The sequence below is a fragment of the Vreelandella sp. EE27 genome (assembly GCF_968206495.1).
The window spans coordinates 1,255,019-1,270,182 of sequence record NZ_OZ309109.1 but is presented as its reverse complement, the minus strand read 5'-3'; the positions used below and the strand labels follow the sequence as shown (position 1 = coordinate 1,270,182).

The 15,164-nt window shown below is 60.9% G+C and carries 17 protein-coding genes; 8 read left to right on the top strand and 9 right to left on the bottom strand.

Features of this window, described 5'->3' with window-relative positions; translation table 11 throughout:
• Positions 1 to 93: 93 nt before the first annotated feature.
• From trpC to ACWHVV_RS06115, 3 genes are read right to left on the bottom strand one after another with little or no spacing between them, the layout of a single operon-like run.
• Positions 94 to 897, bottom strand: a complete 804-nt coding sequence (gene trpC / locus ACWHVV_RS06125) for an indole-3-glycerol phosphate synthase TrpC (protein WP_447928550.1) — start codon at positions 895 to 897, stop codon at positions 94 to 96.
• Between the two features lie 5 nt (positions 898 to 902).
• Positions 903 to 1,922: an anthranilate phosphoribosyltransferase gene (trpD, locus tag ACWHVV_RS06120; RefSeq protein WP_447895580.1), complete on the bottom strand. Its 1,020-nt coding sequence runs from the start codon at positions 1,920 to 1,922 to the stop codon at positions 903 to 905.
• 35 nt (positions 1,923 to 1,957) lie between these two features.
• Positions 1,958 to 2,530, bottom strand: a complete 573-nt coding sequence (locus ACWHVV_RS06115; protein WP_447928549.1) for an anthranilate synthase component II — start codon at positions 2,528 to 2,530, stop codon at positions 1,958 to 1,960.
• Between the two features lie 232 nt (positions 2,531 to 2,762).
• Here ACWHVV_RS06115 and ACWHVV_RS06110 point away from each other — a divergent pair, with 232 nt between their 5' ends.
• Positions 2,763 to 3,677, top strand: a complete 915-nt coding sequence (locus ACWHVV_RS06110; protein WP_447928548.1) for a metal ABC transporter solute-binding protein, Zn/Mn family — start codon at positions 2,763 to 2,765, stop codon at positions 3,675 to 3,677.
• Positions 3,678 to 3,684: 7 nt separating this feature from the next.
• Here the strand turns inward: ACWHVV_RS06110 and ACWHVV_RS06105 are convergent, their stop codons facing one another.
• Positions 3,685 to 4,353 (bottom strand): phosphoglycolate phosphatase, encoded by a 669-nt coding sequence (locus tag ACWHVV_RS06105; protein ID WP_447928547.1) that lies wholly within the window; start codon positions 4,351 to 4,353, stop codon positions 3,685 to 3,687.
• Positions 4,354 to 4,585: 232 nt separating this feature from the next.
• Here ACWHVV_RS06105 and ACWHVV_RS06100 point away from each other — a divergent pair, with 232 nt between their 5' ends.
• Positions 4,586 to 5,884 carry an NAD(P)/FAD-dependent oxidoreductase gene (locus tag ACWHVV_RS06100; RefSeq protein WP_447928546.1) on the top strand — a complete coding sequence of 433 codons (1,299 nt, stop codon included), beginning with the start codon at positions 4,586 to 4,588 and terminating at the stop codon, positions 5,882 to 5,884.
• Positions 5,885 to 5,915: 31 nt separating this feature from the next.
• On the opposite strand, the gene rpe is transcribed toward ACWHVV_RS06100, so the two are convergent.
• Positions 5,916 to 6,611, bottom strand: a complete 696-nt coding sequence (gene rpe / locus ACWHVV_RS06095) for a ribulose-phosphate 3-epimerase (RefSeq protein ID WP_447928545.1) — start codon at positions 6,609 to 6,611, stop codon at positions 5,916 to 5,918.
• A gap of 277 nt (positions 6,612 to 6,888) precedes the next feature.
• Between rpe and cysP the strand changes: the two genes are divergently transcribed.
• Genes cysP through ACWHVV_RS06075 form a run of 4 tightly spaced genes read left to right on the top strand, consistent with a single transcriptional unit; the run spans position 6,889 to position 10,699 of the window.
• Complete coding sequence (gene cysP, locus ACWHVV_RS06090) at positions 6,889 to 7,920, top strand: thiosulfate ABC transporter substrate-binding protein CysP (RefSeq protein WP_447928544.1); 1,032 nt, start codon at positions 6,889 to 6,891, stop codon at positions 7,918 to 7,920.
• Positions 7,921 to 7,929: 9 nt separating this feature from the next.
• On the top strand, positions 7,930 to 8,784 hold the full coding sequence (gene cysT, locus ACWHVV_RS06085) for a sulfate ABC transporter permease subunit CysT (RefSeq protein ID WP_447928543.1): 855 nt from the start codon (positions 7,930 to 7,932) through the stop codon (positions 8,782 to 8,784).
• Positions 8,784 to 9,611 carry a sulfate ABC transporter permease subunit CysW gene (gene cysW / locus ACWHVV_RS06080; protein WP_447928542.1) on the top strand — a complete coding sequence of 276 codons (828 nt, stop codon included), beginning with the start codon at positions 8,784 to 8,786 and terminating at the stop codon, positions 9,609 to 9,611. Before cysT ends, cysW begins: the two co-directional genes overlap by 1 nt.
• On the top strand, positions 9,608 to 10,699 hold the full coding sequence (locus tag ACWHVV_RS06075) for a sulfate/molybdate ABC transporter ATP-binding protein (RefSeq protein WP_447928541.1): 1,092 nt from the start codon (positions 9,608 to 9,610) through the stop codon (positions 10,697 to 10,699). Before cysW ends, ACWHVV_RS06075 begins: the two co-directional genes overlap by 4 nt.
• Before the next feature lie 13 nt (positions 10,700 to 10,712).
• Here ACWHVV_RS06075 and ACWHVV_RS06070 read toward each other — a convergent pair whose 3' ends face one another.
• Complete coding sequence (locus ACWHVV_RS06070; protein WP_447928540.1) at positions 10,713 to 11,333, bottom strand: alpha-ketoglutarate-dependent dioxygenase AlkB family protein; 621 nt, start codon at positions 11,331 to 11,333, stop codon at positions 10,713 to 10,715.
• A gap of 102 nt (positions 11,334 to 11,435) precedes the next feature.
• Between ACWHVV_RS06070 and ACWHVV_RS06065 the strand changes: the two genes are divergently transcribed.
• Positions 11,436 to 12,029, top strand: a complete 594-nt coding sequence (locus ACWHVV_RS06065) for a YajG family lipoprotein (RefSeq protein ID WP_447895568.1) — start codon at positions 11,436 to 11,438, stop codon at positions 12,027 to 12,029.
• Between the two features lie 15 nt (positions 12,030 to 12,044).
• On the opposite strand, the gene ACWHVV_RS06060 is transcribed toward ACWHVV_RS06065, so the two are convergent.
• From ACWHVV_RS06060 to ACWHVV_RS06050, 3 genes are all read right to left on the bottom strand, one after another.
• Positions 12,045 to 12,674, bottom strand: a complete 630-nt coding sequence (locus tag ACWHVV_RS06060) for a thiopurine S-methyltransferase (protein ID WP_447928539.1) — start codon at positions 12,672 to 12,674, stop codon at positions 12,045 to 12,047.
• Positions 12,675 to 12,683: 9 nt separating this feature from the next.
• Positions 12,684 to 13,319 (bottom strand): TIGR04211 family SH3 domain-containing protein, encoded by a 636-nt coding sequence (locus tag ACWHVV_RS06055; RefSeq protein ID WP_447928538.1) that lies wholly within the window; start codon positions 13,317 to 13,319, stop codon positions 12,684 to 12,686.
• A 68-nt stretch (positions 13,320 to 13,387) separates the two neighbouring features.
• Complete coding sequence (locus tag ACWHVV_RS06050) at positions 13,388 to 13,717, bottom strand: DUF1820 family protein (protein WP_447928537.1); 330 nt, start codon at positions 13,715 to 13,717, stop codon at positions 13,388 to 13,390.
• A gap of 202 nt (positions 13,718 to 13,919) precedes the next feature.
• Between ACWHVV_RS06050 and ACWHVV_RS06045 the strand changes: the two genes are divergently transcribed.
• On the top strand, positions 13,920 to 15,143 hold the full coding sequence (locus ACWHVV_RS06045; protein WP_447928536.1) for an ATP-grasp domain-containing protein: 1,224 nt from the start codon (positions 13,920 to 13,922) through the stop codon (positions 15,141 to 15,143).
• Positions 15,144 to 15,164: the final 21 nt, after the last annotated feature.

Below are 15,164 nucleotides of genomic sequence, written 5' to 3'. Positions count from 1 at the left end.
GATGGCGAAAGTAGCCTACAAGGATGTATTAATGGCGCCCTCGCGTAGGGCTACTCGGCGCTGCAGCGTTATCAAGTAGCCTCAAAATGGCCTTTAAAAGAAAAGCTGGTTAAGCGCGAGGCCCGGGTCGTCCTGACGCATAAAGGCCTCGCCGACCAGAAAGCCGTTGACCTTGTTGTCGCGCATTTTGGCCACGTGATCCCGATCCAGGATACCGGACTCGGTGATTACCGTGACGTTCTCGGGCACGCGCGCTAAAAGCGTCAGCGTCGTATCGAGATCGGTCTCGAAGGTGTGCAGGTTACGATTATTGATACCCACCAGCTTCAAATCCAGCGCCAGCGCCCGGGTCAGCTCTTCGGCGCTGTGTACCTCGACCAGCACGTCCATGCCAAGCTCGCCGGCCTTTTGGTGCAGCGCCTTGAGCGTCGCATCATCGAGGGCTGCCACAATCAGCAGGATGCAGTCAGCGCCGATGGCGCGGGCCTCGGTGACCTGGTAGGCGTGGGTGATGAAGTCCTTGCGAATCACCGGAAGCGTACAGGCGTTTCGCGCCGCGATCAGGTCGTCCTCATGGCCCTGGAAGAAGTCGGCGTCGGTCAGCACGGACAAACATGCCGCCCCACCCGCCTCATAGCTTTGGGCAATCGCGGCGGGATCAAACGCCTCGCGTATGACCCCGCGCGACGGCGAGGCCTTTTTCACCTCGGCGATCACCGCCGCCTCGCCTGCCGCGATACGCCGGTCCAGGGCGTCGATAAAACCGCGCGGCGCGCTCTGCTTTTCGGCAAGCGCGAGCAAATCCGCCTCTAAAACCGCCTTTTGGCGCGTGGCGACTTCCTGGTCCTTGCGCTCGAGAATACGCGTCAAAATGGTCGGCGTGGCCTGGTGATTCATAACAATTACCCTTTAAACACGCTGGTGAAGTGTGAAAGCTCCTTGAGCTTTTCGAGCGGCAGTTTGGAGGCCTGGGCGTCCTGGGCAACGATCACCCCTTCTTTCAAGGTGTCCGCGACACCCGAGCAGTAAAGCGCCGCTCCGGCGTTGAGCGCGACGATATCCGCCTCCGGGCCGTCGCCCACCAGGGCAGCCTTGACCAAACGCAGGCTATCCTCGGCAGTGGCCGCTTTCAAAGAGGCCAGGCTTTGGCGCTCGATACCGAGCTCTTCCGGGGTGATCGTGTACTCGTGAATAGCGCCGTCTTTTAGCTCGGCCACCCGGGTAGGCGCGGCCAGCGAGATCTCGTCGAGGCCGTCTTCGGAGTGCACCACCAGGGCGTGGCGACTCCCCAGTTTTCTGAGCGCCTCGGCCATTAGCGCAACGAGCTCTGGCGCATAGACGCCCAACACCTGGTTGGGGGCGCTGGCGGGGTTGGTCAAGGGGCCCAGAATGTTGAACAGCGTACGCACGCCCATTTCGCGGCGCGGGCCGATCGCGTAGCGCATCGCCGGGTGATGATTGGGCGCGAACATGAACCCCACCCCGACCTGTTCGATACAGCGCGCCACCTGCTGCGGTGACAAGTCCAAATAGATGCCGGCGATATCGAAAAGGTCCGCGCTCCCCGAAGAGGACGAAACGCTGCGGTTGCCGTGCTTGGCGACGTGCGCCCCGGCGGCGGCGGCCACGAAGCTCGAGGCGGTGGACACGTTGAAAAGATTCGCCCCGTCGCCGCCGGTGCCGACGATATCCACCACGTTCTCGGCGCTGAGCGTGACCGGGCGCATCAGATCGCGCATCACCTGGGCGGCGGCGCTGATCTCGGTGGCGCTCTCCCCCTTCATGGAGAGCCCAACCAGCAAGCCCCCGATCTGCGCGTCCGAGGCTTCGCCGGTCATGATCTGGTGCATCAGCGTGCGCATGGCGTCAAAAGATAGATCTTCGCGGCGCATGACCGCGTTGATGGCGTCTCGCATTTGCATGAGCAGACAAGCCTCTAAACGTGAATGTGTAGCGATCAGGTACGCTGTAAAAAGTTGGCCAGGAGCGCGTGGCCCTGGCGGGTCAGAATCGACTCAGGATGAAACTGCACCCCTTCGAGATCAAGGGTCTTGTGGCGAAACCCCATGATCAGCCCCGGCGTCTCGTCCGCCTTCGTCGTCCAGGCCGTGACTTCGAAGCAGTCGGGCAGGCTTTCGCGCTCGATTACTAGCGAATGATAGCGAGTCACTTCCAAAGGCGAGTCGAGCGCGTGAAAAACACCCTGGCCGGTATGCTCGATACGCGAGGTCTTGCCGTGCATCACGCGCGGCGCTCTCACCACGCGTGCGCCGAAGGCCTGGCCAATCGCCTGATGACCCAAACACACCCCTAAAATCGGCAGCTCGCCGGCGAAGTGCTCGATGGCCGCAAGCGAAATGCCCGCCTCGTTGGGCGTGCAAGGGCCTGGCGAAATCATCAGATGCGACGGCGCAAGCGCGCGGATCGCCTCGAGGGTGATCGCGTCGTGGCGATAGGTGATCACCTCGGCGCCAAGCTCACTCAGGTACTGAACGATGTTGTACGTAAAGCTATCGTAGTTATCGATCATGAGTACACGCTGTTTGTGCTGCGCTGCCGCCACGCTTACCTCATCCAACTAATCAATCGGTTAAAAACGATGATACCCTAACCGGACGACGGGGTGCAGGGGCAGCGGCACGATCATGGCACGCTTTGCCCGCCCTTTTACGTCAAGAAAATCGATAGCATCGCGAAAGGAACTGGTAACCCGTTAGCGCAATCACTATGATCGGCCGTTTTTTTATCAAGGGATACATGTAATGAAGCAACGAGCACTCCTGGGGTGCCTGCTGGTGGCCGGTCTAATGTTGATGACCCTGCCCGCCAAGGCCGCCCCCTCGTTCAAGGTGATTGCCTCGTTTTCAGTGATCGGCGATCTGGTGCGCCGTATCGCCGGCGACGATATCAGCGTCGTGACCATCGTGCCTCCCAGCCAGGACGTGCATCGCTGGGAGCTGACCCCGCCCAACGTACTGGCGATCGAAGAGGCGGATATCGTCTTTTACAACGGCTACGGCCTCGAGCCCTGGCTTAGACACGTCGAGGCGATGGCCGACCAAAGGCTACGCCTGAAGGCGGTGGCCGAGCGCGCCGATTTCGAGGGCCTCCCCGTCCAGGCGGGCCAGTACGCAGGCAGTGTCGACCCGCACATGTGGATGGACCCGGCCGGCGCCATCGCCTACATCGATGTCATCGCGCAAACGCTTAGCGAGCACTACCCGGAGAAAACGGCGGCGTTCGGCGCCCGCGCCGAACAAGCCCGGGAGTCGCTGACACTGTTGAGCGAGCGAATTCGCGAGCGTCTGGAGGGTATTCCGCAAACCAACCGGGTGCTGTTTACCAGCGAAGCCGGTATGGGCTATTTCGCCCGGGCGTTCGGCTTCGAGTACGCCGCTATCTGGGGAAGCAACAACGAACGGCTAGGCAGCGCCTTCGATATGGCTGCGATGAGCGAGCGGCTGAGCGAAACCCGCCCGCCGGCGCTGTTTTTCGAGAGCACCACGCCTTATATCCACATGGACGCGCTTTCCCGCGAGAGCAACATTGCGCTGGCCGGCCCGCTCTACGTCGATACGCTCGGCGATTCGGACGGCCCCGCTTATAACTACCCGGCGATGCTGGGTTACAACGCCGAGCTGCTTCACAAGGCGCTGGGCGGCGCCCGCCCCGAATAAAGACCCTCTAATCGATAAGGGCGGCAAGGGTGTCGATACACAGATCCGGGCGGCTCGCCTCGATCGGCTCACCGTGGTTATAGCCGTAGGGCAGTGCCACGCTCGTAAAGCCCGCCGCCTTGCCCGCCTCGATATCGTGTTTGGAGTCCCCCACCATCACGCAGGCGCCGGCCTTTACGCCCAGGGTGTTGGCGGCGTGTAGAAGCGGCAACGGATGCGGCTTTTTTTCGGCCAGCGTATCGCCACCGATACAGAGGGCGAAATGCTCGCAGAGCCCGAAGTGGCTCAAAATAGGCGCGATAAAGCTCTCGGGCTTGTTGGTGATCAATACCAGTACAAACCCGGCCTCTTTGAGCGCAGTCAGCGCCTCGAACGCGCCGTCATACAGGGTAGTGCGCGCGTAAGGCGCATTGCCGTAATGGCGCATAAAGGCATTGAAGGCGGTATGCAAAAGCGTCGATTCCGGCGGCTCGTCAAGCGCCCAGGTAAGCGCGCGCTCGACCAGCACCAAAGCGCCGTTGCCGACCCAATCGCGTACCAGCCCCTCGTCAGGCGCTACCACGCCCACCTCTTCCAGGGCCTTTTGTACGCCCACCGCAAGATCCGGCACGGAATCGATCAACGTGCCGTCCAGGTCGAAGGCGATAAGCTGTTTGTCCGTTAAAATCGCGTGCATTGGTCGACTTCCCTGATGCTCGTTAAAAGATGAATGTTGCCGGCCCAAGGATGGCGCGTTTATCAAACGACGTTAAGATTTTTCTCTTTGAAATGACGGATGTTGCAAGCCAGGCATTCGTCAGATTCATCAGAACCCTCTATGCTAGAGCCAGCCTTTTCGCAATGAGTTTGCATGCAACGAATCTGCAAGAAATCCGTTTGCGAGGGATACGTTTGCCAAGGAGACATCAATGGCCATACCAAGGATTGTGATTGTCGGCGGTGGCGCGGGGGGCCTGGCCCTGGCGACGCGCCTGGGACGAACGCTTGGCAAGAAAAAGCGTGCCGAGATCGTGTTGCTGGACCGCAACGCCACCCACGTATGGAAGCCGCTTTTGCACGAGATGGCGACCGGTGTTTTGAACTCCACCATGGATGAGGTCGACTTTCGTGGCCACTCCAGCGCCCATGGCTACCGCTACCAGCGCGGCTCGCTATCCGGGCTCGACCGCGAAAGCAAAACCCTCGATCTTGCGCCCATCCTGGACGAAGACGGCGAAGAGGTGCTGCCCGAACGCACCCTCACCTACGACTACCTGGTGCTCTCGTTGGGCAGCGTGTCCAACGACTTCGGCACTAAGGGCGTGGCCGAGTACTGCCACTTCATCGACTCGCCGGACCAGGCCAAGGCGTTTCAGCGTGACATGATCAACACGTTCTTGCGCTATACCGACCCACGGCTTAGAAAGAACACCACGCTGAGCGTGGGGATCGTGGGCGGCGGCGCGACCGGCGTCGAACTTGCCGCGGAGCTTTTGGATATCACCCGCCTGCTCAACGCCTATGATGTGACCCACGTGGACGACAACCAGATCAGCGTCCATCTGATCGAAGCCGCGCCCAGAGTACTCCCCGCCCTATCCGAGCGGGTCAGCCAAACCGTTCACAAGGAGCTCGAAACCCTGGGTGTGAACATTCACGTGGACACCGCCATCGAAGAGGCTCAGGAGTACCAGCTCGTCACCAAGGATGGCGAGGTGATCGAAACCGATCTCAACGTTTGGGCCGCGGGCATCAAGGCGCCGGATTTTCTGACCGAGCTTGGCCTGACGGTGAACAAGAAAAACCAGGTGTGCGTCGAGCAGACCATGCAAAGCGTGGACGACGCGTGCATTTTCGCCATGGGCGACTGCGCAAGCTGCCCCCAGGGTGACGACTCGACGGTGCCCCCGAGGGCGCAGGCGGTACGCCAGCAGGCGGGCGTGCTGGCGGACAACCTCGACAGAGCTTTGGCGGGCAAGTTCTTGAAGCCGTTCAAATACCGCGATAACGGCTCGCTGGTGTCGCTTGCCCGCTACGATGCGGTCGGTAACCTGATGCGCGGCGGCGCTTCCCGCGGGCTGTTCCTCGAAGGTTGGATGGCGCGCAACGCCTACGCTTCGCTCTACCGTATGCACCAGGTATCGATTCACGGCGTGCCCAAAACCGGGCTCACCTGGGTGGTGGATAAGCTAAACCGCTACCTGAAGCCCAAAATGAAGCTTCACTGAGCCCGAATCCCCTCTTTAGCGCACAGGCAGTTTAGCGCGCGGGCAGTTGGCCGCGCAGCGCTTTGATGACCGAGTCGTAGCCGTGGGGGTCTTGTGAGCGGTGGGCGCTGAAGATCGCCGAGCCCGCTACGAAGGTATCCGCCCCGGCAGCGGCGATCTCGCCGATGTTATCGACCTTGACGCCGCCGTCCACCTCCAGCTTGATAGGGTGGTCCGCGGCGTCGATGCGCGCGCGGGCCTCGCGTAGCTTGTCGAGCGTACCGGGAATGAACGACTGCCCGCCAAAACCCGGATTGACGCTCATCAACAGCACCATGTCGATCTTGTCCATCACGTAATCCAGGTGCGATAGCGGCGTGGCCGGGTTGAAGACCAGCCCGGCCTTGCAGCCGCCATCGCGAATCAGCTGTAGCGAACGGTCGATATGCTCGGACGCCTCGGGGTGAAAGGTGATGTAACTCGCCCCGGCGTCGATGAAATCGCTGATCATGCGATCCACCGGCTTGACCATCAGGTGAACGTCGATCGGCGCGGTCACGCCGTGCGCGCGAAGCGCCTTGCACACCATCGGCCCGATGGTGAGGTTGGGCACGTAATGATTGTCCATCACGTCGAAGTGGACGATATCCGCGCCGGAGGCCAGCACGTTGTCGACCTCTTCGCCCAGGCGAGCAAAGTTGGCGGATAGAATCGAAGGGGCGATTAAAAATTCCTGGGACGCGGTCATGAAACGCTCCTGAGCAAGGCGGCTTTGCGCCTTCAAGAGGCGCCGGATAAAGCGCATATGGTAACAGAGCGCGTGCTAAAGCTCAGGCGCAACTCCAACAAAGGGATCGGGAACATTCATATTCCTTAATTGAATATTAAACGCAATTGTAATTCCTTAAATCAAGGACTAACCTTGTCTTATCGCGAAAACGTCTATGGCAAGAACGCTCTGAGCGTTTTGAAGCATGATCCCCCGGACGTTCGAACTATCGCCCACTTTCAACAAGGAAAATTCGATGCGTTTAGCTTCTGTTTTATCCGCGCCCTTTAGCCGTACCGTGCTGGCCATTGCCCTGGGTAGCGCCGCCGCCGGCGCTACCGGCACCGCCATAGCCCAGGAGCGCGAGCTCTTGAACTCTTCTTATGACATCGCCCGGGAGTTGTTCGTGGCGATCAATCCGGACTTCGTCGAGTGGTGGCAAGAGGAGCACGACGAAGAGGTGAGCGTCAGTCAGTCCCACGGCGGCTCTTCCGCCCAGGCTCGCGCCATCATGCAGGGCCTTCGCGCCGATGTCGTGACGTTCAACCAGGTGACCGATGTCGACGTACTCGCCGAGGCGGGTCTGGTCGATGAAGACTGGCAGAGCGCGCTCGAGAACAACGCCTCGCCCTACTACTCCACCACCGCTTTTTTGGTGCGAAAGGACAACCCCAAGGGCATCGAGAGCTGGGACGACCTGGTACAAGAGGACGTCGAGCTGGTCTTCCCCAACCCGAAAACCTCGGGTAACGCGCGCTACACTTACCTGGCGGCCTGGGGCTTTGCCGACCGTGAGTTCGACGGCGACGAAGAGCAGATTCAGGACTTCATGCGCACGCTGCTCGCCAACGTCGCGGTGTTCGACACCGGCGGCCGAGGGGCGACCACCAGCTTCATCGAGCGCGGCATCGGTGACGTGCTGATCAGCTTCGAGTCCGAGGTCAACAACATCCGCCGCGAATACGGCAGCGACGACTACGAAGTCATCGTACCGCCGATGAGCGTGCTGGCCGAATTCCCGGTCGCGGTCGTGTCCGAAAACGCCGAGCGTAACGGCAATACCGATCTGGCCGAAGGCTACCTTGAGTACCTGTACACCGAAGAGGCTCAGCGTACGCTGGCCGGCTTCAACTACCGGGTACACGATGAAACCGTTCTGGAGGAATTTTCCGATGACTTCCCGGAAACCGAGCTTTTCAACGTCGACGACGTGTTCGGCAGCTGGGACGACATCATGGAGACGCACTTCGAAAGCGGCGGCATGCTCGACCAGCTTCAGCGTCGCTAACGGTCAAATATGCGTCAGTTAACCTTTCGGTCATCCGGCAGCACGCGCGTGCTGCCGGGTTTTGGGCTGTCCATGGGTATCAGCGTACTGTTCATCTCGCTGGTACTGCTGCTGCCGATCACTGGCCTGTTCGGCCAATTGGCCGGGCTTAGCCTGGCCCAATACTGGGCGATCATTACCGAGGGCCGCGTGGTCGCAAGCTACGCGGTCACCCTGGGCGCAGCGGCGGTGGCCGCGTTGGTGAATGCGCTCTTCGGGCTGCTGCTGGCCTGGGTATTGGTGCGCTACGAGTTTCCCGGCAAGCGCCTTCTGGACGCGCTGATGGATCTGCCCTTCGCCCTGCCCACCGCAGTGGCGGGGATAACGCTTGCCACGCTCTACGCCAGCAACGGCTGGATGGGCCGGCTGCTCGAACCCCTCGGCTTTCAAGTGGCGTACACCTGGGTGGGCATTGCGCTGGCCATGGCGTTTACCAGTATCCCCTTCGTGGTACGCACGGTGCAGCCGGTGCTCGAGGATTTGCCCGCCGAGATCGACGAGGCAGCGATGGCGCTGGGTGCGACCGACAGCGTCGCCTTTCGCAGGGTGATCATGCCGCACCTGTGGCCGGCCCTGGTCACCGGCACCGGGCTTGCCTTCGTGCGCTCGCTAGGTGAGTTCGGGGCGATCATCTTCATCGCTGGCAACATGCCTTACGAGACCGAAATCACCGCGTTGATGATCTTTGTTCGGCTTCAGGAGTACGACTATGCCGGGGCCTCGGCGATCGCTTCGATCGTGCTGTTCACCTCGCTTGCACTACTGCTGGCCATTAACGTTTGGCAGGGGCGCTTTGTGCGCCGCCTGCACGGAGGAAATGGCTAATGCGCCGCGTAGGTGACGCGCCGGCCGTTCGGCGCTCGTTGATTAGTGCTGCGGTGTTGCTGTCGGCGCTTTTTTTACTACTGCCCCTGGTGGCCATTTTTGCCCAGGCGTTCTCCCAGGGCGTGGCGGTGTTCTGGCAAAACGTCAGCAATGTCTACACCCTTCACGCCATTGGTCTGACGCTCGTCATCGCGCTCATGACCATCCCCATCTGTTTGGTGTTCGGCGTGGCGCTGGCGTGGCTGGTGACCCGGTTCACCTTTCCGGGCCGGCGGATTCTGCAAACGCTGATCGATATTCCCTTTGCGGTATCGCCGGTGGTGGCAGGGCTTGTCTACCTGCTGCTGTACGGGCGGGGCGGCTGGATCGGACGCTTTCTGGACGGTTATGATATTCAACTGATGTTCGCCTGGCCGGGTATCTTGATGGTCACGGTGTTCGTCACCTGCCCCTTCGTTGCCCGGGAGCTGATTCCGCTGATGCAGGCCCAGGGCTCGCGGGAAGAAGAAGCCGCGGTAACCCTGGGCGCCTCGGGCTTTACCGTCTTTCGGCGGATCACGCTGCCCAACATCCGCTGGGCGCTTTTATACGGCGTCATTCTGACCAATGCCCGTGCGGTGGGCGAATTCGGCGCGGTGTCGGTGGTCTCGGGTGCCATTCGGGGCCAGACCAATACCTTGCCGCTTCACCTCGAGCAGCTTTACCAGGATTACAACGCGGTCGGGGCGTTTTCGAGCGCGGCGCTGCTTGCGTTGATCGCGCTACTCACGCTTGCCGCCAAGGCCGCTTTGCAGTGGCGCGCTACCCGCCGGAAGGCTTTCTCATGAGCATTCAACTGCACAATATTGCCAAGCATTTCGGCGAGACCCAGGCGCTCGAACCGATCGATCTCGACATTCATGACGGCGAGCTGGTGGGCCTTTTGGGGCCTTCGGGGTCGGGTAAAACCACGCTACTGCGTATCATCGCCGGGCTCGAAAACGCCGACCGCTCGCCGAGTGCGGGCAAAATCATGTTCGGCGAACGCGATGTGACGAACGTACACGTGCGCGACCGGCGCATCGGGTTCGTCTTTCAGGACTACGCGCTTTTTCGCCACATGAGCGTTTACGACAACATCGCCTTCGGGCTGACCGTCATGCCGCGCAGCCAGCGCCCTTCCAAAGGCGAGATTCGCGCGCGGGTCTTTAGGCTTTTGGAAATGGTCAAGCTCGAGCAGTTCGCCAACCGCCTGCCCGCTCAGCTCTCCGGCGGCCAACAGCAGCGCGTATCGCTTGCCCGCGCTCTGGCGGTCGAACCCGACGTACTGCTCCTCGACGAACCCTTCGGCGCGCTGGACGCGAAGGTCCGCCAGGACCTGCGCCGCTGGCTGCGCCGCCTGCACGAAGAGCTCAACTTCACCAGCGTATTCGTGACCCACGACCAGGAGGAGGCGCTGGAGCTTTCGGATCGGGTCGTGGTGATGAGCAACGGGCGTATCGAGCAAATCGACACACCCGAGGCGCTCTACCGGGCGCCGAAAAACCGCTTCGTGTTCGAGTTTCTGGGCGACGTCAACCATTTGGAAGGACGCGTGCGAGGCGGCGTACTCACCTGCGGCGACGCGCATTTGCGGGTCGATCTCCCCGACGGCGACGAGGAGCTTTTGCTGCGCCCCCACGAAGTTCGCCTGAGCGAAACCTTCGAGCAAGGCGTTCACCTGCCGGTGACGATCACCGCGTTCTCGCTGGTCGGCGCCGAGGTACGCGTGGAGCTCGAGGCCGACTGGCTGGCCGCCCCCTGGCTTGTCACGGTGCGCCACGCGGATTTCGAGCGGCTAAACATCCACCGCGGCCAGCGCCTCTACGCTCACCCCCGCCGCTGGCACCGCTTTGCCGATGATGCCCCCCAAACACAGCAGGCGCATTCGGACTAACCAAAAACGCCGCTCATGGAGCGGCGTTTTGCATTTGTCGAAAGGTCAGGTTGACCCGCATCTCCTGGCTTTTTTTGGTTTTGGGCAGGCTGTGCCACCAGTGGGTTTGGGTCGTGCCCTGCATGATCAAAAGGCTGCCGTGTTCCAACGCCAGCGACACCCTCTCCTTGCTTGCCTTGTGCTTGAACGAAAAGCGCCGCTGCCCGCCCAGGGTGAGCGAAGCGATCACGCCTTCCGGGGCGAGCTCTTTCTCGTCATCGCTGTGCCACCCCATGCCCTCATCACCGGAGTGGTAAAGGTTACAAAGGCACGAGTTGAAATGCGCCCCGCTTTCGGCCTCCACCTGCGCTTTCAGCGCCAGCAATAACGCAGGCCAGGGCCTGGCCGCCTTGGTTTGGCCGGAGTAGGTGTAGGCGGTGGGCGCATCCGCATACCAGGCAACCTTGCGCTTTGTAACGATCTCGCGGCCGAACATCACCAACCGCTCCTGGGCCCAGTCCAGCTCCTCCACGCAGCGCGCCAAATAAAGCGTGGCTTCCGCTTCGCTGAGCACCTGGCCCTGGTAGAACGCTTCGCCGTCCCGGGGGAGTAGATTGGCAGGCTCGGCGGCTGAAAAAAGCTCATTGCGTTTCATGAACGTCCTCTTGTTAGCGCCTTGCGCAAACGTCGGCGTTTGAATGTACCCGGCGCCCCGGCGCACGCTATACTCACCTTTTAGCCATCGCGGAGAAACACCATGCTTCGGCGTCATTTTTTATCGCTGTCTACAGCGCTGGTTGCCGGCGTACTGCTTGCCGGTTGCGCAAGCCCTCAATATCTTCAGCTTAGCCCGGAGCGCACCGCCGAGGTGCCCCAGGTGGGTTCGGGTCAACAGGTCAGCGTGGCCGCGGTGGACGCCCGGGAAAGCGAAGTGATCGGCACCCGCGCCGGGGGCAGCATGTCCACGGCTCAGATCACCGTGAATAGCCACGAAGTGATTCCGCGGCTGCAAGCCGAGGCGGAGCGCGCCGTTCAGGAAATGGGCTTCAACCCGACCACCAGCCCCGCCCAGGGCGGCCCTAGCCTGACCCTCGAGCTTGCCAGCCTGCACTACGGCCAGGGCGATAGCGGACAGCCCCTGGTGGACGAGGCGCGTATCGAAGCGGTGTTTCGCGCCATTGCGCAAAACCGCGGCACGACGTACACGGGTACCTACACCTCGCGGCGCACCCAGGGCTATGCCATCAAACCCGGTGAAGCGACCAACACGCGCATGATCAACGACCTGTTGAGCGACGGCCTGAACCGGGCGTTCAGCGACCCGGAGCTTGCCAGACTTTTGGCGCGCTAAGCATGAAAGCGCGGGTCACACTGGCCCGCGCCGCTTGAGCGCCCACACCTGCTCGCTCATTCCGCGCGCATCGGCGGCGCCCCTCCCCAGAAGTTCCAGCGCGAAGTTAGGCATCAATAGCTTTCGCACCTCGTCTTCCGGCACGCTAAACGGCGGCCCCTGGCCCTCTTTTTCGTGAGTGACGCTCACCAGTAGCCCACGCGCGCCGGGCGGAATCAGTTGCGCAAGGTGAAAGGCGTAGCGCTGGCGCGCCGCCGGGGCCAGGGCGATCAGCGCAGCGCGATCGTAGAAAGCGCCGAGTTCGAAGGTCTGGCGAATGTGCAGATGGAAAAAGTCGCCACACCAGAGCTCGATACTGCCCTGACGGACCACCTCGAACCCGGCCTGTTCGTAGCGCGACACCCCGGCCGGGGAATCGCTTAAAAACTGCGCGACCGCCTCCGGGGCAAGCTCCACGCCCAGCACCGGATGGCCCTGATCGGCCAGCCAGCGCATGTCCAGACTTTTACCGCAAAGCGGCACCAGCACTTTGGCGTCTCTGGCAATGCCAAGGGCAGGCCAGTGCTCGATGAGTGCCGGGTGGGTCGAGGCTTGATGAAAGCCGATACGCCCCTCTTGCCAGCGCTTGCGCCACGCGTTTTCCATCAAGGCCTCTTAAAACCAGCGGTCGCGTTTTTTACGCCGGCGCGGCAGATGCGGCACGATCAGGCCGACCAGCAGCCCCGCACCGGCCACGCCACCGCCGTACATGAAGTAGCGCATCAATAGATCCTCCTCCTGAGTGTCCAGGCGGGCCTGTAGCGCACGCACCTGCTGGCGGGAGTGATCGGCTTCGCTATCGAGCTCGCTATTGCGCGCTTCGAGCTCGGCAATGCGCTGTTCGCGAACCTCAAGGGTATCGCGCATCGAGGCGACGCGCTCCTCCCAGGTGTCGTTGATGCCTTCGAGTTCGTCGGCCAACTCCTCTACCTGCTCTTCGAGCTCGGGCAGTTGTTCCCGGGCGCTTTGGGTTTGCTGTAGCTCTTCGCTCAGCACCCAAACGGCATCGCCACCGTTGCCGCGTACGCGCGTGTAGCTGCCGCTCTCTTCCAGTACCTCTACCTGCTCGCCGGCGTTTAACGTTCCGACGATCCGGTAGCCGTCCGTCGGGCCGCTGCGCACGAACGTGCTCAGCTCTTCACTCACCCACGCCTGACCCTCGGTTTGCGCCAGCACCTGGGGGCTTACGGTACTCAACAAAAAACCGGTGGTGGCCAGACACCCCAATAAACGAGACTTTTTTACTTGCATGACATCAAATCCTGATCGTAAATACATACGCCAATAGCAGCCGCTTGAACGAGGGCGGGGCTTTATACTCACCCTTCGCCGCGGGGAGGCAGCGGGAAAGGACGCGTAAACTCAGCGACCCGAGTATCGCTTTTGACGACCTTCAGCGGGCCCTCGCGCTCGACTTCGTCGATACGCACGATGGCATTGAGCGGCAGGTAGCTGCGCTTCACGCCCTCGAAGGTGCGCTGTAGTTTCTCCACGCCGGGATCCACTACCATCCGTGAAGCATCGTCAAAGACAAACTCCTCGACTTCAATAAACCCCCAGAGTTCGCTTTGAAAGATCTCTCTGACGTATAAATCCCACACTTCACCCTGCTGGTGAACGACTACTCGGTAGACCGGCCTGGTCGCCATCCTGGCCCTATCCTCTTGCCGTTTAAAGGTTAAAACTCCGAACCTAGACTACCATATTCATGTGCCTGCCTTTTACTGCCGCGTGCACGTTTAACGCTTTTGTACCGTTGATGCACGTAATCAAGCCGCCCTGTTCCGGGTAGCCAAGTGGTGTATGGTCGTGTCAGCGCAGGTATTTTTTCACCCCAAAGGAGTTACCAGTATGGAAAAGGATTCAAATAAGGGTTATATCGCCCTACTTGGTTGGAGCCTTAATGCCATCGAAGCAGCGGAAAAATTCGACCGCCGCTATATCGTGGTTGCCCCCGATTGGGCCGAAGAGTACTGCCAGCAGCACAACATCCCCCACGTACCGTGGAATTTCGAGCGCCTCAACGACCGGTCGCTGGAAATCGCCGAAACCCTGAAGGACAAAGGCGTGGATGTCGCCATTCCGCTGTTCGAAGAGACCGTCGAGTGGGCCGGCGCCATCAACTCGGTGCTGTTGGATAACCCCCGCCTTTACGGCCAGTCGCTGCTTTTACGCGATAAAGCGCTGATGAAACGCCGCGCGCAGCTCGGCGGCATCCGCGTGGGCATCTTCGAAGAGGCCCACGATAAAGACGACGTCATTCGCTTTTTGAAGCGCGTCAACCAGACGCTGCTCAAGCTCGACGGCGACCCCAACGACCCGATTCACTTGAAAGCCTTCGACAAGGCCGGCTGTTTGGGCCACCGCGTCATTCGCACCCCGGACGAAGTCGATCTCATCCCGGAAGAAGAGTTTCCGGTCTTGATGGAATCGCACCTCGATGGCTGGGAATTCGCCGTCGAAGCGTGGATTCATAACGGTAAAATCGCCTTTTTGAACATTTCCGAGTACGTGACCCTGGGCTACTCGGTCTTCGTGCCCGCATCGCCAGAGCTCGAAAAGTACCGCGCACAGATCACCGCCCAGATCGAAAAGCTCATCAAGACCTTCGATATCGAGTTTGGCTTGATCCATCCCGAGTACTTCGTCACCAGCGACGGTGAAATGTACTTTGGCGAAGTGGCCTACCGTCCGCCGGGGTTCAAGGTGTTCGAGCTTTTGGAGCGGGTGTACGGTTTCAACGCCTATCAGGCTTCGATGCTGGTGTTCGACCCGAAAAGCACTCCGGAGGAGGTCGCCGCGTTCTTCCCCAAAGAAGTGGTCGATGCCAATGGCTTCGCCGGCTGCTTCGGCGTTTATCCGCGCCGCCGCGTGGTCAGCCGTCTGGAAATTCCCGAAGAGACCGAGGATCACCCCTACTTCGAGTCCCACGAACTGACCACGCCGCTCGAGGAAACGGTCACCAAGCGCACCGCGTTCGGTACCCACTGGGGCCTGATTTACTTCAAGGGCGACGACGCCCATACCCTGCGCGATCTGCTAAAACATCAGGAAGACCTCGACTTCTATGTATAATCCCCGCCCTTGTCGGGAAAA